Annotated in this window: 19 protein-coding genes; 9 read left to right on the top strand and 10 right to left on the bottom strand. The window is 73.9% G+C overall.

Features of this window, described 5'->3' with window-relative positions:
- Positions 1–196 precede the first annotated feature (196 nt).
- Positions 197–751, top strand: coding sequence for a hypothetical protein (locus tag ACZ6R9_RS17335; protein ID WP_465538761.1), 555 nt, complete (start codon positions 197–199; stop codon positions 749–751).
- Positions 752–770: 19 nt separating this feature from the next.
- Here ACZ6R9_RS17335 and ACZ6R9_RS17330 read toward each other — a convergent pair whose 3' ends face one another.
- The 3 genes from ACZ6R9_RS17330 to ACZ6R9_RS17320 all read right to left on the bottom strand — a co-directional run bounded on the left by ACZ6R9_RS17330 (position 771) and on the right by ACZ6R9_RS17320 (position 3,992).
- On the bottom strand, positions 771–2,576 hold the full coding sequence (locus tag ACZ6R9_RS17330) for an AAA family ATPase (protein ID WP_465538857.1): 1,806 nt from the start codon (positions 2,574–2,576) through the stop codon (positions 771–773).
- A 317-nt stretch (positions 2,577–2,893) separates the two neighbouring features.
- Entirely contained in the window at positions 2,894–3,517 is a 624-nt protein-coding gene (locus ACZ6R9_RS17325; protein WP_465538760.1) for a uridine kinase family protein, read from the bottom strand.
- A gap of 73 nt (positions 3,518–3,590) precedes the next feature.
- Positions 3,591–3,992 carry a hypothetical protein gene (locus ACZ6R9_RS17320; protein WP_465538759.1) on the bottom strand — a complete coding sequence of 134 codons (402 nt, stop codon included), beginning with the start codon at positions 3,990–3,992 and terminating at the stop codon, positions 3,591–3,593.
- Between the two features lie 208 nt (positions 3,993–4,200).
- Here ACZ6R9_RS17320 and ACZ6R9_RS17315 point away from each other — a divergent pair, with 208 nt between their 5' ends.
- The 4 genes from ACZ6R9_RS17315 to fxsA all read left to right on the top strand — a co-directional run bounded on the left by ACZ6R9_RS17315 (position 4,201) and on the right by fxsA (position 8,747).
- Positions 4,201–4,641, top strand: coding sequence for an Lrp/AsnC family transcriptional regulator (locus ACZ6R9_RS17315; protein ID WP_380485148.1), 441 nt, complete (start codon positions 4,201–4,203; stop codon positions 4,639–4,641).
- 26 nt (positions 4,642–4,667) lie between these two features.
- Complete coding sequence (locus ACZ6R9_RS17310) at positions 4,668–6,281, top strand: amidohydrolase (RefSeq protein ID WP_465538758.1); 1,614 nt, start codon at positions 4,668–4,670, stop codon at positions 6,279–6,281.
- A 66-nt stretch (positions 6,282–6,347) separates the two neighbouring features.
- A complete protein-coding gene (gene lnt / locus ACZ6R9_RS17305) occupies positions 6,348–7,952 on the top strand; it encodes an apolipoprotein N-acyltransferase (protein WP_465538757.1) in 1,605 nt (534 codons plus the stop codon).
- 225 nt (positions 7,953–8,177) lie between these two features.
- A complete protein-coding gene (gene fxsA / locus ACZ6R9_RS17300) occupies positions 8,178–8,747 on the top strand; it encodes an FxsA family membrane protein (RefSeq protein ID WP_380485142.1) in 570 nt (189 codons plus the stop codon).
- Positions 8,748–8,913: 166 nt separating this feature from the next.
- Here the strand turns inward: fxsA and ACZ6R9_RS17295 are convergent, their stop codons facing one another.
- The 3 genes from ACZ6R9_RS17295 to ACZ6R9_RS17285 all read right to left on the bottom strand — a co-directional run bounded on the left by ACZ6R9_RS17295 (position 8,914) and on the right by ACZ6R9_RS17285 (position 11,407).
- Positions 8,914–9,288 (bottom strand): RNA polymerase-binding protein RbpA, encoded by a 375-nt coding sequence (locus tag ACZ6R9_RS17295; RefSeq protein WP_073816413.1) that lies wholly within the window; start codon positions 9,286–9,288, stop codon positions 8,914–8,916.
- Between the two features lie 222 nt (positions 9,289–9,510).
- Positions 9,511–11,088 carry a hypothetical protein gene (locus ACZ6R9_RS17290; RefSeq protein ID WP_380485140.1) on the bottom strand — a complete coding sequence of 526 codons (1,578 nt, stop codon included), beginning with the start codon at positions 11,086–11,088 and terminating at the stop codon, positions 9,511–9,513.
- Positions 11,089–11,212: 124 nt separating this feature from the next.
- Positions 11,213–11,407, bottom strand: coding sequence for a hypothetical protein (locus tag ACZ6R9_RS17285; protein WP_380485138.1), 195 nt, complete (start codon positions 11,405–11,407; stop codon positions 11,213–11,215).
- A 242-nt stretch (positions 11,408–11,649) separates the two neighbouring features.
- Here ACZ6R9_RS17285 and ACZ6R9_RS17280 point away from each other — a divergent pair, with 242 nt between their 5' ends.
- From ACZ6R9_RS17280 to ACZ6R9_RS17270, 3 genes are all read left to right on the top strand, one after another.
- Positions 11,650–12,156 (top strand): GNAT family N-acetyltransferase, encoded by a 507-nt coding sequence (locus tag ACZ6R9_RS17280; RefSeq protein ID WP_465538756.1) that lies wholly within the window; start codon positions 11,650–11,652, stop codon positions 12,154–12,156.
- 200 nt (positions 12,157–12,356) lie between these two features.
- Positions 12,357–13,208 carry a DNA polymerase subunit beta gene (locus ACZ6R9_RS17275; RefSeq protein ID WP_465538755.1) on the top strand — a complete coding sequence of 284 codons (852 nt, stop codon included), beginning with the start codon at positions 12,357–12,359 and terminating at the stop codon, positions 13,206–13,208.
- Position 13,209: 1 nt separating this feature from the next.
- The gene (locus ACZ6R9_RS17270; RefSeq protein WP_465538754.1) at positions 13,210–13,755 is read left to right on the top strand and encodes a GNAT family N-acetyltransferase; all 546 of its coding nucleotides are present in this window, start codon (positions 13,210–13,212) and stop codon (positions 13,753–13,755) included.
- 108 nt (positions 13,756–13,863) lie between these two features.
- On the opposite strand, the gene ACZ6R9_RS17265 is transcribed toward ACZ6R9_RS17270, so the two are convergent.
- The 4 genes from ACZ6R9_RS17265 to ACZ6R9_RS17250 all read right to left on the bottom strand — a co-directional run bounded on the left by ACZ6R9_RS17265 (position 13,864) and on the right by ACZ6R9_RS17250 (position 16,589).
- Positions 13,864–14,514 (bottom strand): thiaminase II/PqqC family protein, encoded by a 651-nt coding sequence (locus ACZ6R9_RS17265; RefSeq protein WP_465538753.1) that lies wholly within the window; start codon positions 14,512–14,514, stop codon positions 13,864–13,866.
- Positions 14,515–14,631: 117 nt separating this feature from the next.
- A complete protein-coding gene (locus ACZ6R9_RS17260; protein WP_380480427.1) occupies positions 14,632–15,252 on the bottom strand; it encodes a YbhB/YbcL family Raf kinase inhibitor-like protein in 621 nt (206 codons plus the stop codon).
- An 84-nt stretch (positions 15,253–15,336) separates the two neighbouring features.
- Positions 15,337–16,092, bottom strand: coding sequence for an alpha/beta fold hydrolase (locus tag ACZ6R9_RS17255; protein WP_465538752.1), 756 nt, complete (start codon positions 16,090–16,092; stop codon positions 15,337–15,339).
- On the bottom strand, positions 16,089–16,589 hold the full coding sequence (locus ACZ6R9_RS17250; RefSeq protein ID WP_465538751.1) for an SRPBCC family protein: 501 nt from the start codon (positions 16,587–16,589) through the stop codon (positions 16,089–16,091). Before ACZ6R9_RS17250 ends, ACZ6R9_RS17255 begins: the two co-directional genes overlap by 4 nt.
- Positions 16,590–16,772: 183 nt before the next feature.
- On the opposite strand from ACZ6R9_RS17250, the gene ACZ6R9_RS17245 reads away from it, so the two are divergent.
- Positions 16,773–17,618 (top strand): alpha/beta hydrolase family protein, encoded by an 846-nt coding sequence (locus ACZ6R9_RS17245; protein WP_465538750.1) that lies wholly within the window; start codon positions 16,773–16,775, stop codon positions 17,616–17,618.
- Positions 17,619–17,641 lie beyond the last annotated feature (23 nt).

Genomic DNA, 17,641 nt, shown 5'->3' with positions numbered 1-17,641 from the left:
GCGTGCCGTCCAGCGGGTGCATCCTCCTCCCGGCGGACGCCGCGCCCACCGCGCCGTCCCCCGGGAGGGGGCGGCCCTCGTCCGCCGTGCCGACGGAGGTTCCTGCCTTGGGCGGAGGGCGCGCGGCGGCCGGGGCGGAAGGATCGCGAGTGTCGGGCGAGGTGCCCGACTCCCTTGTCAGCATGGAGGATTGACGATGCGTAAGGCCGCTTCCGCCGCCCTGGCCGCCGCCGCGACGGCGACGCTGATCGCCGTGACCGCCGGCCCCGCCGCGGCCGCCCAGGACTCCGATCGGCACCTGGGCGTGCACAGCTGGACGCTGCTCAACCAGAACGGCCCCGGCCCCAACCCGGGCCAGCGGTTCACCGCGTGGGTGGAGGCCCGCACCGACAACGGCCGCACCCGCGGACACGTCGTCGCCGAGCACGTCTTCGACGGCGAGGGCACCGTCCGGGTCGAGTTCGACGTGGACTGTCTGGTCGTCGACGGCGGCGGCGCCGTGACCGTCACCGGCCCCGTGACGAGCGCCTCGGCCACCCCCGCCGACGGCAGTGCGCCGACCACCGGACCGGCCGGCTGGCACCCCGAGACCGGACTCAGCTTCTACCCGGCCGACGCCGAGGGCCACCTCCGCGTGGGCTGGGCCGGCGCCGACCTGCTGCACCCCGAGAACCCGCCGCGCGCCACCAAGTGCACCCCGACCCCGGCCAACGTCTGGGTCATCGCCGGCCGCACCGTCGTGCACGGCTGACGGGCGCGACCTCGCTCCGTCACTGGCGGCCGTCGATCAACTCGCCGTAGGCCTGGAGGAGATCGGGCAGCCGCAGCGTCGCCAGGTCCTCGCGGGACGGGACGCCGCGCAGGGCGGAGAGCCGCAAGTCCCGGTAGGCGCAGGACTTTTCGTACAGGGTGCGGATGAAGCGGCCGTTGCCGAGCTGGTCGATCCAGCCCTCGGTGACCACGTGGCCGCAGATCGAGGCCAGCTCCTCGGCCGCGTCCACGTCCCACTCGTCGCCGTCGGTGCGCGCCAACTGGGCGCCGATCTCGGCGAGTTCGGCCGGGCGGTAGGACGGGAAGTCGACCCGGGTGGTGAACCGCGAGTTCAGGCCCGGGTTGGTCGCCAGCAGCCGGTTCATCCCCTCGGGGTAGCCGGCCAGGATCACCACCAGCCGGTCCCGGTTGTCCTCGGCCCGCTTCAGCAGCACCTGCAGGGCCTCGTCGCCGAACGCGTCGCCCTTGCTGTAGCCGGAATTGGCCAGCGAGTACGCCTCGTCGATGAACAGCACGCCGTCCAGCGCCGAGTCGATCAACTCGTTCGCCTTCACCGCCGTCTGCCCGAGGAACTCGCCCACCAGATCGGCTCGTTGGGCCTCCACCAGGTGGTCCCCGGAGAGCAGCCCGAGGGCGTGGAAGACCCGGCCGAGGATCCGCGCCACCGTGGTCTTGCCGGTGCCCGAGGGCCCGGAGAACACGAAGTGCCGCTTCGGCGGCTGCACCGGAAGGCCCCGGTCCGCGCGCAGCCGCGCCATCCGCAACTGCGCCGACAACGCCCGCACTTGACGCTTCACCGGGTCGAGGCCGACCATCGCCTCCAGCTCCGCCAGCGCCTGGTCCAGCTCCAGCCGGGCGGCCGGCGCCGGGTTCGGCCCGGCCGGCGGAATCGCCGCCGCCGCAGGCCAGTTGCCCAGCCGCAGGGGTAACGGCGAAGCGCCGGACGCCCGTTCGGCCACCTGCCCGCCGCGCGGCTCCCCGGCCGACGGCTGGGCCCGCTCCGGCCCGGCGTCCTCCAGTGCCTCGACCGCGGTCTCCATCGCCGTGCCCCGGTACTCGCCGTACGACTCGCCCGCCGGCGCGGCGCCGTCGAGCAGCCCGTCCTCGGCGGAGATCGCCGCCAGGCGCTGCTCGGTGTCCATGAACGCCGGATCGGCCCGGTGCACCGCCCGGTACAGCGGCAGCGCCGCCGCGCTGCGCCCCGCCCCCTCGTAAGCCCGGCCCAACCAGTAGCGCAATTCCTTGCGCTGCGGCTGTTCGGAGCGGCAGCGGGCCAGCGAGGCCGCCAGCGGGCGCTGCGCCTGCGCGCACATGTCGAGCCGGACCCGGGCCATGCCCGCGAACAGGCCGGCCTCGATGCCCAGCACCGGATCGTCGAGAAGCCGGTCGGTGTCCCGGATCAGCTGCTCCCAGTCCTTCAACAGGTAGCAGCGGCAGGCGTGCAGGAAACGCACCGCCGGCTCCTGATCCGGCGTCGGGCAGTCCGCCAGCGCCTGGTCCAGCTCGGTGAGATGACGCCCGTCCAGCCAGTGCGAGGCGTACGCCAGCGCGAGGTCCTGCGCGCTCTCCAGCACCGGCTGCACCCACCAGCCCAGCCAGTACCAGGAACTGAGCGGACGGCGATGGCGCTCGCGCTGCTCGCCGAACCGCTCCCGGTGCCGGTGCATCGCCAGCAGCGCGCCCGCGGTGTCGCTGCGCAGCGCGTGCAGGCCCAGCCAGGCGTCCGCCATGCCGGGATCGATCCGCACCGCCGCCCGGAACTCCTCCTCGGCGCGGGCGTAGGAACCGGCCGTGTAGGCGTCCATGGCACGCGACCAGGAGCGGTCGGCCTCCGGATCCGGCCCCGCCGCGGCGGGCCCCTTGCCGCCGGAACTCTCCACCGTCACTGACGCCCCCCGCCGGACCTCGGGCCGCGTTCACACGCGCCTGCGTGGGCATGGTACCGGCGCGGAGCTGATCCGTAAGGGTGCCGCGCAGGCCAAATGGCGCGAGACGACCGGGTGTTGGGGCGCGCGGCGGCGCCCGGGGCGCAAGGGAAACGGCGTCTCCGACTCACGGGGGAACAAGTCGGAGACGCCGGTCTGTGGTTGCGGATTCAACTGATTTCCGCGACACGCAGAACTTAGATCCTGGCGACGCCGCAGGTCAAGACCGGTTCAAGCGGTTCACTCAGGGTGTCCCCGACGATCCGCCCGGTGATCCCGTCCACCCGCAGCGAAGCGAACGGACGGCTCGGATCCGCAGCGAAATGCGCCCGCTCCGCCACCGCCCAACCCGCCCAGAACTCGGCCAGTTCCGGACCGTCGCGCAACTCCCCGCGCGCCCGCGCCGCCGCCGCGTCCAGCTCCATCCACAGCAGCGCCGCCAGCGCCGGACGCACCGCCCGCCGACCCGCGCCCACCCCCTCCAGCAGCACCACCGGAGCCGGCGGCACCTCCCGCACCGGGCCGAACTCCCGCGCCGTCCAGTCGTACACCCCGTGCCGGGCCGCCGCGCCCCGCCCGAGCGGCTCCAGCACCTGGGCACGCAGACGGCCCACCCAGCCGAACGGCTCCTGATGGGTCGCCAGATCGTCCAGGTGCACCACCGGCGCACCGCCCAGCGCCACCGCCAGCCGCCCCGCGAAGGTGGTCTTGCCGGAACCGGCGTGCCCGTCCACCGCGACCAGCCGCACCGGGCCCAGCGACGGCGGCAGCGCGAGCAGGCCCGCGGCCAGCGCGGACAGGTCGGGGAAGGCATCGCTCATCCGGCCAGCCTACGTGGCCGGGCACGGGCCCCCGGAGGGCACCGGCCCGCGGCGCCCTCGACGGATCCGGCGCTCAGGCCGCCCGGCGGTCGCGCTGCACGGGCAGCATGGCCCGCACCGCGCGGTGGACGCCCGCGTGCGAGAACGGCTGGGTGCGCCAGTCCAGCGCCGTCGGCAGCGTCACCAGGTTCTCGAAGCCGGACTGCGCGGGCTGCTCCTCGGACTCCGGCAGGTCGGCCGTCGGCGTGCCGGTGCCCCGGCAGATCGCCGACTGGAAGGGGTTCCACGCGGAGGGCAGCACCGCGTGCTGCGGCAGGCGCTCCTCGTCCCCGATCAGCGCGATCGGGCGGTCACAGGCCGGGCAGTGCACCCGGACGATCTCCCAGCTGTCGGCCGCGCCCGGGTCCGCCCCGAAGGACAGCTCGGGCGCGCCGGGTTCGTCCTCGACGTCGGAACGCAGTTCGGTGGAAGGCATCTGATCCCCCTCGGATCGGGCCGGAGTCACTCGTTGTCCGGGCCACCAGCAGCACTTCCCCCTGACGGCATGTCATAACCCTGCGCTCCGGCGCACGGTGATGCACCCCGTGTGTTCCTTGCCACATTCCCTTGGCATGTGCCCCCCGAATGCGCCCCCCAGCGAGCTCCCTGCACAGCCCCGTAAGGATCGAGTAGGTTGACGCCTTGTGGAGGAACTCGACCAGCGCATCGTCCATCTGCTGCTGCAGGACGGACGGATGAGCTACACCGACCTGGGCAAGGCCACCGGCCTGTCCACCTCGGCCGTGCACCAGCGGGTGCGCCGCCTCGAACAGCGCGGCGTCATCCGCGGCTACACCGCCATCGTCGACCCCGAGGCGGTCGACCTGGCGCTCACCGCGTTCATCTCCGTCAAACCGTTCGACCCCAGCGCCCCCGACGACACCCCCGACCGCCTGGTCGGCCTCCCCGAGATCGAGGCCTGCCACAGCGTCGCCGGTGACGAGAACTACATCCTCAAGGTCCGCGTCCCCACCCCCGGCGACCTGGAGGACCTGCTCGCCCGGATCCGCGCCGCCGCCGGCGTCTCCACCCGCACCACCGTCGTCCTCTCCACCCCGTACGAGGCCCGCCCCCCGAAACTGTGAAGGTGCGTGGTGCGAGACTGGTCGCCATGACCGAACGCACCGACCGGACCGTCCTGCTGCGCGGCGGCAACGTCTACAGCCCCGCCGACCCCTTCGCCACCGCCATGCTGGTCGAGGGCGAACACATCGCCTGGGTCGGCAGCGACGGAGCCGCCGAGGCGTACGCCGACGTCGCCGACGAGATCATCGACCTCGACGGCGCCCTGGTCACCCCCGCGTTCGTCGACGCCCACGTGCACGCCACCTCCACCGGCCTCGCCCTCACCGGCCTCGACCTCACCACCAGCGCCTCGCTCACCGAGGCACTGGCCGCGATCAGCGCCTTCACCGAGGGCTTCACCGGCGGCATCCTGCTCGGCCACGGCTGGGACCAGACCCGCTGGCCCGAGCACCGCGCCCCCACGCTCGCCGAACTCGACGCCGCCGCCGGCTCGGCCGCGCTCTACCTCTCCCGCACCGACGTCCACTCCGGCCTCGCCACCAGCGCCCTGCGCGCCCTCGTCCCGACGCTGGCCGACCGCACCGGATACTCCGCCGACGGCCCGCTCACCCAGGACGCCCACCACGCCGTCCGCCGCGCCGCCCTCGCCCACCTCACCGCCGCCCAGCGCCGCGACGCCCAGCTCGCCACGCTGCGCCGCGCCGCCGAACTCGGCATCGGCGCGCTGCACGAGTGCGCCGGCCCCGACATCTCCTCCGCCGAGGACCTCGCCGCGCTGCTCGCGCTGGCCGCCGAGACCCCCGGCCCCGAGGTCTTCGGCTACTGGGGCGAACTCGGCGCGCAGGGTGTCGCCACCGCCAAGCGGCTCGGCGCGGTCGGCGCCGGCGGCGACCTGTTCGTCGACGGCGCGCTCGGCTCGCACACCGCCTGCCTGCACGACAGCTACGCCGACACCGACCACACCGGTGTCGCCTACCTGACGGCCGAGCAGATCGCCGAGCACGTCGCCGCCTGCACCGAGGCCGGGCTGCAGGCCGGGTTCCACGCCATCGGCGACGCCGCGATCACCGCCGTCGTCGAGGGCGTGCGCGCCGCCGGGGAGAAGCTCGGCGCCGAACGCGTCAAGGCCGTGCGGCACCGCGTCGAACACGCCGAGGCCCTCACCCCGGAGACCCTCGCCGCGTTCGCCGAACTCGGCCTCACCGCCTCCGTCCAGCCCGCCTTCGACGCCACCTGGGGCGGCCCGGACGGCATGTACGTCGAACGCCTCGGCGCCGAACGCGCCGCGCGGCTCAACCCGTTCGCCGCGATGCTGCGGGCCGGCATCCCGCTGGCCTTCGGCTCCGACGCGCCCGTCACCCCGCTCGACCCGTGGGGCACCGTCCGGGCCGCCGCGTTCCACCGCACCCCCGAGCACCGGATCTCGGTGCGCGCCGCGTTCACCGCCCACACCCGCGGCGGCCACCGCGCCCTCGGCCACGACACCGACGGCGTGCTGGTCCCCGGCGCGGTCGCCTCCTACGCGGTCTGGGCCACCACCGACCTGGTCGTCCAGGCCCCCGACAACCGCATCGCCGGCTGGTCCACCGACCCGCGCTCCGGCACCCCCGGCCTCCCCGACCTCACCCCCGGAGAGCCCCTCCCCACCTGCCTGCGCACCGTCGTCCGCGGGCGGACGGTGCACACCCACCAGGGCTAGTGGGCCCTCTCTGCGCGTGATGTACCTTTCGGGGGACGTCGTACGAAGTAGAGAGATGGTGCGCAGGTGGCACTGCCCGTTTCGCAGGAGCGCCCCGTGGCCGAGGAGAAGCCGGACGGGGCGCCGGAGCGCCGCGGCCGCGGCGGATGGTGGGCCCGGACCGGCCTGGCCGCGGTGTGCGGGACGGCGATGGCGTTCGCGTTCCCGCCGTACGACGTGTGGCCGCTGTCGATCCTCGGGGTGACGGCGCTGACGCTGCTCACCCGGGGCCGGCGGGCCCGGCACGGGGCCTGGCTGGGCTACGTGTTCGGGCTGCCGTTCTTCGTGGTGCTGCTGTCCTGGCTGCGGGTGGTGGGCTGGGACGGCGTGATCGGCCTGTCGGCGATCGAGGCGGTGTTCTTCGCGCTGATGGGCGCGGGCCTGGCGCTGACCTCGAAGCTGCGCGGCTGGCCGCTGTGGGGCGCGATGCTCTGGGTGACCCAGGAATGGGCGCGCGACCGGCTGCCGTTCGGCGGCTTCCCGTGGGGCCGCCTCGCGTTCGCCAACACCGACAGCCCGTTCACGCCGCTCGCCGCGCTCGGCGGCGCCCCGCTGGTGACCTTCGCCGTCGCGTCCTGCGGCGTGCTGCTGGCCTGGGCGGCGCTGTGCGTGCTGCGCGCCCGCCGGGCCGGCACCCCCGTACTGCCCTGGCGCACCGCCGTGGGCAGCCTGGCGGCCGTCGGCCTGGTGCTGGTCGGCTACGCGGTGCCGGTGCCGACCACGGCCGCCGACACCGTGAAGGTCGCGATCGTCCAGGGCAACGTGGACCGTCCCGGCATGGACTTCCTGGGCCGGCCGATGCTGGTGCTGAACAACCACGCCAAGACCACCGAGCAACTCGCCGAGGACGTCGCCGCCGGCCGGGTGCCCAAGCCCGACCTGGTGATCTGGCCGGAGAACGCCTCCGACCTGGACCCGTTCACCGACCCCGCGGCCTACGCCCGGATCGACCAGGCTGTGAAGACCATCGGCGTGCCCACCCTGGTCGGCGCCCTGGTGGACGGCCCCGACGAGCAGCACGTGCGCAACGAGGGCATCGTCTGGGACCCGAACTCCGGCCCGGGGGAGTCCTACACCAAGCAGCACCCGGTGCCGTTCGGCGAGTACGTGCCGTTCCGCGCCCAACTCTCCAAGGTGATCACCCGGCTCCAGCGGGTCGCCCGCGACTTCTACCCCGGCACCGGCAGCGGCGTCATGCACGTGGGCCCGGCCCGGATCGGCGACGTGATCTGCTTCGAGGTGGCGTACGACGAGATCGTCCGCGACACCGTCAACCAGGGCGGCCGGGTGCTGGTCGTGCAGACCAACAACGCCACCTACAACAAGACCGGGCAGACCGAGCAGCAGCTGGCGATGTCCCGGCTGCGGGCGGTGGAGCACGGCCGGTCGGTGCTGATCGCGGCCACCAGCGGCGTCAGCGCGGTGATCACCCCGGACGGCGAGGTCGAGCAGCGCACCAAGGAACTCGACCAGGAAGTGCTGAGCGCCGTGGTGCCGCTGCGCGACGGCCAGACGATCGCCGACAAGGTCGGCGCCGGGCCGGAGTGGGTGCTCGCCCTCGGCGGCCTGCTGGCCTGCGGCTACGCGGCCGCGGCCGGGTGGCAGCGGCGGCGGGCGGCCAAGCGGGCCTGACGGGTTCCGGGCGGTCTGACGGGTTCCCTAGCGGCCCTGACGGGTTCCCGAGCGGTCCTGAGTGGTTCCGGGGGGCCTTACGGGGGTTCCGCGCCGGGCCGGAGCCGGTCAGGACCGGGCGGCGGAACACCCGGCGCCGTCGGGCCGTTGTGCAGGGTGGTGCCGTGAACGCGGCCGGAGTCGCCGGCCGCCGCTGAGAGCACCGCGATGGAGTGGATCCGTACCGTGTCCCAGCAAGCGACCTCGGCCCGTCCGACCCGGCGCGGGCGCCTCGCCCGATTCGTGCCGCTGATGATCGCCGCCTGGCTGGTGCTGGAGATCTGGCTGGTCACCCTGGTGGCCGGCTGGGTGGGCTGGTTCCTGACGCTGGTGCTGCTGCTGGCCGGGGTGTTCCTGGGCGGCACGGTGATCAAGCGTGCCGGGGTGCGGGCGTTCCGCGCCGCGGTCGAACTGTCCAAGAACCCGCAGTCCGCGCAGCCGCAGACCGGCACCTCGATGACGGTGCTGGCCGGCGTGCTGCTGATACTGCCGGGCTTCCTGTCGGACTTGGTGGCCGGCACCCTGCTGCTCCCGCCGACCCGCGCCATGTGGCGCGCCGCCGCCCGCCGGCTCACCGGCTCGGTACTGCGCTCCACCGCCCCGGTCGGTGCGGACCGGTTCGCCGACGCGATGCGCCTGCAGGAGCAGCTGCGCATCCACCGCCCCGACGGCAAGATCGTCCAGGGCGAGGTCGTCGACCCGCCGGCCGGCCCGAACGGTCCGGACACGCAGTACCGGCCGCCGATCGCCCCCTGAGCCGTACCTGGATCCGCAGCTGCGTCCGATCGCTCTCCCCGCTCCCCGGAGCGGGGAGTTTTTCGTTCGGCCCTTCGGCCCCGCCCTGTACGGCCCCGGGTCGGGGAACGCCGAAGGGCCCCGGAACTTCCGGGGCCCTTCGGCAGTGGTGCGGGGTCTTTGCCCGTCAGGCGGACTTGCGGGAATCCCGCGGGTGGACCGCGAGGTTCATCCCACCGGAGCGGAGCACGGCCAGGCGCTCGGCCAGAACCTCCTCCAGCTCCTCGCGGGTCCGGCGCTCCATCAGCATGTCCCAGTGGGTGCGGGTGGGCTTGGTCTTCTTCTCCTCGGGCTCCTCACCGTCGAGGAGTGCGGCCTCCTGGCCACAGAAGCGGCATTCCCACACCACGGGGATCTCCGCCTCGACCGAGAACGGCACCTCGAAACGGTGTCCGTTCTGACATGCGTACTCAACGGTCTGGCGCGGTGCCAGATCAATGCCGCGGTCGGTCTCGTAGCTGGTCGCCCCGAGTCGCGTGCCGCGGAGAGCTCGCTCGCTCATGAATCGTGCCTCCCGGGCTTCTTGCCCACAGGACTAGTGGTCGCTGTCTTCGTCGATGGGTCCAACGCTCGACCTCCGACGAAGATTCCCGTCCGGGGACATACGTCGCCTGTCGTGCCGCCCCTGTTTGTACCCATGGTCGCCCGATTTGTCACATCTGAGCGGTGATATCACCCGGCGTGTCACATTTTGTGCACTTCTGGTCGGCGGTCGCGCGGCCGCCTAACGGGCCGGATCCGGCTCGGCCGGGGCGGTGTCCTTGGTCAGCTGCACCTCGGAGCACTCCGCCCCCGCGGCCTCGGCCGGGGCGGGCGCCTCGGTGCGGGTGTCGCGGTGCGGCAGCAGCGCGATCACCGCCTCGCGCAGCGCCTGCGGGGCCTCGTCGTCCAGCGGGTCCACCGTCACCGGGACCTGGACCCGGACCGGGGCGGCGGTGCCGATCCGGGCGTAGCCGCGGCCGGGCGGGGTGTGCGCGGCGGGCGCGATGTCCAGCGGGACGCCCAGCCCGGCCGAGCCGGACTCGGAGGTGACCGGGCCGAGCACCACCCGGGCCCGGGTGCAGGCGTACACGGTGGCGGCGATCCGGTGGCGGGCGTCCAGGTCGTCCACGAACACCACCGTGACGCGCGCCGCCCGGCCGTGCCGCAGCGGCACCTCCAGCAGCTCCTGCGGGTCGGTGCGGCCCTCGGCGTGAGCGAGTTCGGACAGCTCGGTGAGGTGGTCCAGCAGGATCCACAGCGGCCGGGTGACGTCCTCCGGCGCCGCCACCCCGTGGTGACGGGCCGCGTTCAGCGCGATCAGCCGGCGCTCGGTCTCCTTCGCCACCCAGTCCAGCGCGGCCAGCGCCCCGTGCAGGCTGGTCTCCACCGTGTACACGCCCGGACGGTTCACCAGGCAGGCGTGCTCACCGGTGCTCGCGCCGTCCACCACCACCAGGTCGCCGTACGGCAGCGCCTGCAGCGCGATCGAGCGCAGCAGCGTCGAGGTGCCGTACCCGGCGGTGCCCAGCGCCAGCAGGTGCGGCTCGGCGGCGCGCGGGCCGACCCGCCACACCACCGGCGGCTGCTGCTCGCTCGCCCCGCCCTGCTCGACCGGGATGGTGCGGTGACTGCCCGCGCCGTCGGTGAAGCCGAGCACGATCTCGCCCGGCGCGGTGACGAAACGCTGCGCCACGATGTCGGCCGGCAGCGGCGCGAGCGCGCTCACCCGCAGCCGGTTGATCTCCTCGTCCCAGTCGAAGCGGTACTCCCGGGAGCGGCCCGCCTTGCCCTGCACCACCTGCTCGATCCGGGCCCGGGCGGCGGGCTCGGTGTCGGTGAAGTACGCCGGGTAGGAGATCTCCAGCGCGGTGAGCCGCCCGTCCGCGTCGAACTCCCAGCCGGAGAACGCCGCCCGCCACTCGCCGTCCAGGCGGTACAGCGCGAACGGCTCGTCGAGCCCGCCGAGGTACGGGGTGAGGGCCGCGTACAGCGCGGTCAGTTTGACGTCGGCGAGGTCCGGTTCCGGCTCGGGGGCGGACCTGGTGCGGCGGCCGACCCAGGCGGCCGAGGCGACCAGGGCGATCAGGGCCATCAGCGGGCCGTGCGGCAGCAGGAAGACGCCGATCGTGACGGCCGCGGCGACCAGCAGGGTCGGGCCGCGCCGCTCCTTCGGGGTGGCCGCCCAGCGGGCCTTGGCCCAGTCGACGTGACGGAGCAGGCCGCGGCCGATCAGCGTCAGCGGCGCGAACACGTCGGCGGCGTGGTCGCCGGCCGTGCGGGCGAGGTTGCGGCCCCGGTGGAAATGGCGGGTGAAGGACATGCGGGCTCCGGAGGCGGGGTGGGGTTTCGACGGTCGGTCGGTCGCCGGCGGGGACGGCCCGGGTCGGCGAAAGGCCCGGGGCGGTGGGACCTCCGCGCCCGGGCCGCAAAGGAGGTGGGGCCGCTCAGAAGTTCAGGCCGCCGATCAGGCCGGCCAGGCTCGCGCCGCCCGCCTGGATGCTCGGGGCGATCGAGGAACCCGCGACGTAGAAGCCGAACAGTGCGCACACCAGGGCGTGCGAGATCTTCAGCCCGTCCCGGCGGAAGAACAGGAAGGCGATGACGCCGAACAGAACGATGCCTGAGATGGAGAGAATCACGGGATGCTCCTCACGGGGGCGGGGACAGTGTGACAGAAAGGTGTGACAGAAAGTGCCTTTATGGTGACAAAAAGTAATAGATGATGGTGTGCGGCAAACGGGTTGATCCCGGGCCGCCCGGCCGGAAATCGCCTGAACGGCGGTTGGGGAGCACACCCCGAACGGCGCCCGGATGCCCGGTGCGAACGGACCCGGTCGCCCGCCGCACGACTGCCCGGGAGCGGCCCGTACCCTTGACCGACATGGAGATCCTCACCACCGGCTTCGGACACCCCGATGCCCAGAAGCTCGCCGCCGAAGTCCAGCAGGAGTACGTCCTGCGCTACGGCGACGGTGACCAGACCGCCATGCACACCGACCACTTCGACCCGCCCGCCGGGCTGTTCGTGATCGGCTACGTGGACGGCGAGCCGGTGGCCTGCGGCGGATGGCGCGTCAAGGAACGCGACGCGGACGGCCTGCGCGACGGCGACGCCGAACTCAAGCGGATGTACGTCGTCCCCGCCGCCCGCGGCAAGGGCTACTCGCGCACCCTGCTGCGCCACCTCGAACAGGCCGCGATCGCCGCGGGGCGCACCCGGCTGGTGCTGGAGACCGGCACCCTGCAGCCCGAGGCGGTCGGCCTGTACGCCTCCGAGGGCTACGACGACATCCGCAAGTTCGGCTACTACAAGGACCACGAGCTCAGCATCTGCATGGGTAAGGAACTCGTCGGCGCGGAAGCCGACTTGAGTGCTGCCGAGCGGTAACTTTCGCTTGATCCGGGCGGGTTGGAACGGCCGTCGGACCGGGGAACCGGGCGGCGGCCGCTTTGTCGCCGTTGCTTCTGTCTCAACGGGGTGGCCTGCGCGGCAGGTTGAGGGCTCTCGCCGTACCGCGACCTTCCCTGGCGGCCGTTCGGGCGAAAACGTCTGGCGGGGGAGGGGGCGGTGCGGCATCGTGGCGGGCGATGAACGGGAACAGTGGACATGGCGAGTTGAGTGAGGCCGAGCTCCGGCGGATCGCCTCGCGGCTGATGGCGGTCGAGGGCGTGGTCGGTGTGTGTCTCGGCGGGAGCCGGGCGCGTGGGGCGCAGGTCGCGGGCTCCGACTACGACCTCGGCCTGTACTACCGGGCCGGGGAACTGGACACCGGCGCGCTGCGTGGGCTGGCCGCCGAACTCTGCGGCCGGCCCGTCGAGGTGACCGAACCCGGTGGCTGGGGTCCGTGGGTGGACGGCGGGGCGTGGCTGGATCTGGGGCCGGTGCGGGTCGACTGGATCTACCGGGAGGTGGCCCGGGTCCGCCACTACGCCGCCGAGGCCCGGGCCGGGCGGTACGTCGGCGGCCAGCAGGCCGGGCATCCGTACGGCGTGCCGTCGTACGCGTACGTCGGCGAGTTGGCGATGGGGCGGGTGCTGGCCGACCGGGACGGCGCGCTGGCCGCGCTCCAGGGTGAAGTGCGGGAATTCCCGGCCGAGTTGGCGCGGCGGCTGGAGGCGGACGCCGGGTGGGAGGTGCCGTTCACGCTGGCCAGTGCCCGCAAGGGTGCGCGGCGGGGTGACGCCGGTTACGTGCAGGGCTGTCTGTTCCGGGCGGTCGGTCTGCTGGTGCACGCGCTGCACGCGCGGGCCGGGCGGTGGCTGGTGAACGAGAAGGGGGCGATCGCCTCGGCCGGTCGACTTCCTTGTGCGCCACCCGATTTCGAGCGTCGGGCGCAGGCGCTGTTCGTGCCCGGCGGGGCCGGCCCGGCGGAGCTCGGTGCGGTGCTGGACGCGGCGCAGACGCTGGCGGGCGAGGTCCTGGCCGGGGCGGGGGCGTGACATGGGTGATTTCGTTGAACTGACCACGCCCCGCCTGGTGTTGCGCCAGTGGCGGGACGGTGATCTGGACCGCTGGGCGGAGCTGAACGCCGACCCCGAGGTGCGCCGTCACTTCGGGACGCTGCTGACCCGGGAGCAGTCCGCCGGTGCGTTGGAGAGCTTCCGGGCGGAGCTCGCCGAGCGGGGCTGGGGCTGGTGGGCCGTCCAACTCCGCGGCGGGGGAAGGTTCCTGGGGTTCGCCGGGCTCGATCCGGTGGACGAGGAGGCGCCGGTCGAGGGCGTGGAGGCGGGTTGGCGACTGCACCGGGACGCGTGGGGCCACGGCTATGCGACCGAGGCGGCGCGGGCCGTACTCCGGTACGGCTTCGAGGAGTTGGCGCTGCCGGAGATCCTGGCCCTGATCGCGGCCGGGAACACCCCGTCGCGGGCGGTGGCGCAGCGGCTGGGCATGACGTACGACCCGTCGGCGGACTTCGAGGACCTGAGCCTGCCGCCCGGGCCGCACCGGCGAACGGTGGTGTACCGGCTGAGGCCGGCCGGGAGTTAGGGCCTGTCCGGCCGATCGTGCCGGGCGCGCGACGCCGGATCATCCGCCCCCAGCCCTGGCGGGCCGGGGGAGACGCGCGCTGATCCGACAAGACCGGCCGGGCAGACCCTAGAGCACCGCCGTCCAGAAGTTCGCCTCGTACGCCTGCATCAGGTGGGCGGCGTGGCGGGCGTCGTCGGCGGATTCGCCTTCGTCCAGAGCGAGTTGGAGCAGGGACAGGGCGGTGGGTTCGAAGCCTGGGGGGAGGGTGGCGAAGTAGCGGAAGAAGGCGGTGGCTTCGGCGGAGAGGCCGTAGTGGCGGGGGAGGGCGGCGGCGAGGCGGGCGCAGTAGCCGCCCCAGAAGCCGAAGTTGGCGAGCAGGGCGAGGACGGTTTCGCCGAGGCCGCCGTTCTGGGACAGCCAGGCGAGGTAGTGCGGGTAGGTCTGCGCGGCCGGGCGGGGGCGGTGGGCGGCCGGCTCGGCGGGCGGGAGGCCGACGGCGGAGGCGAACGCGGGGAGCAGGTCAAGTGCCTGGCCCTCGCCCTCCGCGAGCCCGAGGAAGAACGCGGCCGAGGTGGGGGCGGAGTCCGCGAAGCGGGCGGCGAGCAGGGCGAAGGAGCGCCGGTCGCTGCGGATGATCCGGTACTCCTCGCCGGCGATCCGGCGCAGCGCCTCGACGGGTGCGGTGCCGGCCTCCACCAGTTCGACGAGTCGGTTGTGGGCGGCGGCCGGGGCGAGTTCGGCGACGGTGCGCTCGTACAGTTCCCGTGCGTTGGTCATCGGGGCACCCCACGGCGGCGGGACGGCTGCGGACACCGCCCATGGTAGGGGCGGTGTCCGCAGCCGCCGGAGTGCCACACCGGGACGGCGGTGCGCGAAAGCGGAGTTGGGCCGGCGTCAGGCGGGCAGGCGGAAGGTGCCGACGATGCTGGTGGCCCCGAGGACGTACGGCTCGATGGCGGCGGTGACCTGCTCGTAGGTCATTCCGGCCGTCGGGAGGGTCGGGGTGGAGAGCGCGTACAGGGTGAAGACGTAGTGGTGGGGCTGGCCCGTGGCGGGCGGGCAGGGGCCGCCCCAGCCGACCACCGGCAGGCCGTGGGTGTCGAAGCTGTTGGCGCCCTGGGTGAACTGGAGGGTGCCGTGGCCCTCGATGCGGTGGGTGGCGCCCGGGATGTCGTAGAGCACCCAGTGGTGCCAGCCGCCGGCCAGCGGCGCGTCCGGGTCGTTCACCAGCAGCGCGTAACCCTGCGTTCCGGCGGGGGAGTTGCGCCAGTTCAGCTGGGGCGCGAGGTTCTTGCCGTGGCAGGACGCTTCCTCGGAGCCCGGGCCGCCGAACTCCGTCCACTGCGGCAGCTTGCCGCCGTCGCGGAAGTCCGGGCTGGTGAGGGTGAACGGGGTGAGGCGGGCCGTCGAGGAGGCGTCCGACGCCGGGGCGGCGGCGGTGAGCGTGCAGGTGACGGCCAGCGCGGCGGCGGCGATGGCGGCCGTGCGCAGCGCGGGCAGGCGAGAGATGATCAATGTGACCCCCGTGTCGTCGAATTGACGCTCAGTCAGGAAATGACTGGGCGGCGGGCGTCAGCTAAGCGGCCATTCGGCGGCCGGTCAAGAGGTTCGGGTGCCGAATGTCTCTCGCGTGTCGCCCGGGAGGAGGGTGTGATGGGCGCGGCGGATCAGGGTGGCGAAGCGGGCGGGGTGCTGGAGGGCGAGGAGGTGTCCGCCGGGGGTGTGGAACAGGCGGGAGTGGCGGGTGGCGGCGTGGAAACGGCGTTCGTCGGCCCGGAACGGCAGGTCGGCCCGGCCGTTGAGGTAGAGCGTCGGGGTGGTCAACTCCCGTGCCAGGGGCAGGAAATCGGTGCGGCGAAGCTCGGCGACGGCCTGGCCGAAGGCGGGCATGGTGAGGCCGCCGGCCAGCACGGCGTCGGCGGACTCCGCGGGGAGGGCGCGGCGCAGGACGCGGGCGTTGAGGGCGGCGGCGCGCTCGGGGCCGAGGCGGTCGAAGGCGCGGCCGAGGGCGGCGTACAGCGCGGGGAGCGGGCCGTCGGTGCGGGCCGTGCAGCCGTGCAGGACGAGTGCGGCGACGTCGTCCGGGTGGCGGGCGGTGTGGGCGAGGGACACATAGCCGCCCAGTGACAGGCCGAGCAGCAGGGGGCGGCGTCCGGTCGCCTCGCGGGCCTCCAGGACGGCTTCGTGCACGGCGGCCACCGCGCCGTCGAGGGTGAACGGGCGGGCGGCGCGGGTGCCGTGGCCGGGGAGGTCCGGGGTGCGGACGTGGAAGTCGGGCGTGAGGCGGCGGACGTGCGGGCGCCACATGGTGGCGGACAGGCGGATGCCGTGGACCAGCACGATCGGGGCGGTCACGGGCGGGCCGGTTGCGTCGACTCGACGGCGGCGCGGAGCCGGTCGAGGGTGGCGCGCATGCCGGCGCGGTTGATCTCCGCGCGGTCGGCGGGGCGGGTGCCGGTGAAGGCCCGGCCGAGGAACTCCGTCAGGCGGGAGCCGCGGCCGGTGCGCAGGTCCTCCCAGTACTCGGTGACGCGGACGGTGCCAGGCCCGTCCGGTTCGACCAGGTAGCCCCAACTGGCCACCGGGAGGCCGAAGATGGCCACCCGGAAGGCGAATTCCCGGGGCGTCCGGGCGGTGCTGACCCGGCAGTCCGTGAACCAGACGAACGGGCCCTTGCGGTTGAAGCCCAGGAAGCGGGTGCCTTCGGCGACCGGCCCGCGGCCCAGCGTCCGGATGGCGAAGCACTCCGGGCTCCAGCGGGCCAGGTTCCGCAGATCGAGCACCGCGGCGTACACCGACTCGGCGGAGGCGTGCACCGTCACGCTCTCCTGAAGGGTCCATTGGCGGGTCATGCATACCTCCGAAGGGGTGGGGGTCCGGACTGTAATCGGTGGGCGGAGAGCGGTGCAAGGGGGTCGGGTCTCGCCAAAAGTGCTGGTGGGAGCGGTACTTGACGGCTTGTGAGAATGCTCGCTAGCGTGGAACGAGACGACTCGTTCCGACCTGTGGGGCGAGCGGGGACGGGAGCGTGGACGGTGACGGAGGACGTACGGATACCAGTGCCGGGCGCCGAGGAGCTGGCCGCGACGGTGACGGTGCCGGACGGACCGCCCTCGGCGGTGCTGATGCTGTGGCCCGCGCTCGGGGTGCCGGCCGGCTACTACGCGCCGTTCTGCGCCGAGTTGGCCGCCCGCGGCGTCGCCACCGTGGCGGTGGACCTGCGCGGGCAGGGCAGGAGCGGGCCGCCCGCCGACCGTCGCTCGACACACGGCTACCACGCGCTGGCCGCCCGGGACTTCCCGGCGGTGACGGCGGCGGCCCGGGCCCGCTTCGGCCCGGACGTGCCGCTGTTCCTGCTCGGCCACAGCATCGGCGGGCAGGCCGCAGTGCTGGCCGCCGCACGCCGACCCGAGGCGGTGGACGGCCTGGTGCTGGTCGCCTCCGGCTCGGTGGACTTCCGGGGATTCACCGGTGCCGCCCGCCTGCGCGTGCTGGCCAGCACCCAACTCCTCGCGCTGATCGCCACCTTGTGGGGCTACTGGCCCGGCCACCGGCTCGGCTTCGGCGGCCGCCAGAGCGCCCGGCTGATGCGCGACTGGGCCCGCCTCGGCCGCACCGGCCGCTTCGCGCCCGCCGGCGCCGACCTCGACTACGAACAGGCCCTCGCCGCGCTCGCGCTGCCCGTCCTCGCCGTCTCCCTCCCCGGCGACCACCTCGCCCCCGCCACCGCCGTGGACCGCCTGGTCGCCAAACTCCCCGCCGCCGAGGTGGAACGCCGCCACCACACGCCCGCGCACGGCGAATCCGCCGACCACGTCCGCTGGGCCCGCTCCGGCGGCGGGATCGCCGAACTGATCACCGGCTGGCTGGCCGGACGCTGACGAGAAACGACGGAGGCAAGAAC

Source organism: Kitasatospora sp. NPDC048662, assembly GCF_055587065.1.
Note: the sequence above shows the minus strand (reverse complement) of the source record. Positions and strands in the feature narration are given on the sequence as shown.

What these genes read in the sequence shown, in the direction of transcription:
- ACZ6R9_RS17270 (WP_465538754.1), top strand. Translation starts at nt 13,210, where the DNA reads ATGGGTGATTTCGTTGAACTGACCACGCCCCGCCTGGTGTTGCGCCAG.
- ACZ6R9_RS17325 (WP_465538760.1), bottom strand. Translation starts at nt 3,517, where the DNA reads ATGAGCGATGCCTTCCCCGACCTGTCCGCGCTGGCCGCGGGCCTGCTC.
- ACZ6R9_RS17295 (WP_073816413.1), bottom strand. Translation starts at nt 9,288, where the DNA reads ATGAGCGAGCGAGCTCTCCGCGGCACGCGACTCGGGGCGACCAGCTAC.
- ACZ6R9_RS17310 (WP_465538758.1), top strand. Translation starts at nt 4,668, where the DNA reads ATGACCGAACGCACCGACCGGACCGTCCTGCTGCGCGGCGGCAACGTC.
- ACZ6R9_RS17265 (WP_465538753.1), bottom strand. Translation starts at nt 14,514, where the DNA reads ATGACCAACGCACGGGAACTGTACGAGCGCACCGTCGCCGAACTCGCC.
- ACZ6R9_RS17250 (WP_465538751.1), bottom strand. Translation starts at nt 16,589, where the DNA reads ATGACCCGCCAATGGACCCTTCAGGAGAGCGTGACGGTGCACGCCTCC.
- ACZ6R9_RS17330 (WP_465538857.1), bottom strand. Translation starts at nt 2,576, where the DNA reads ATGGACGCCTACACGGCCGGTTCCTACGCCCGCGCCGAGGAGGAGTTC.
- ACZ6R9_RS17335 (WP_465538761.1), top strand. Translation starts at nt 197, where the DNA reads ATGCGTAAGGCCGCTTCCGCCGCCCTGGCCGCCGCCGCGACGGCGACG.
- ACZ6R9_RS17275 (WP_465538755.1), top strand. Translation starts at nt 12,357, where the DNA reads ATGAACGGGAACAGTGGACATGGCGAGTTGAGTGAGGCCGAGCTCCGG.
- ACZ6R9_RS17280 (WP_465538756.1), top strand. Translation starts at nt 11,650, where the DNA reads ATGGAGATCCTCACCACCGGCTTCGGACACCCCGATGCCCAGAAGCTC.
- ACZ6R9_RS17290 (WP_380485140.1), bottom strand. Translation starts at nt 11,088, where the DNA reads ATGTCCTTCACCCGCCATTTCCACCGGGGCCGCAACCTCGCCCGCACG.
- ACZ6R9_RS17320 (WP_465538759.1), bottom strand. Translation starts at nt 3,992, where the DNA reads ATGCCTTCCACCGAACTGCGTTCCGACGTCGAGGACGAACCCGGCGCG.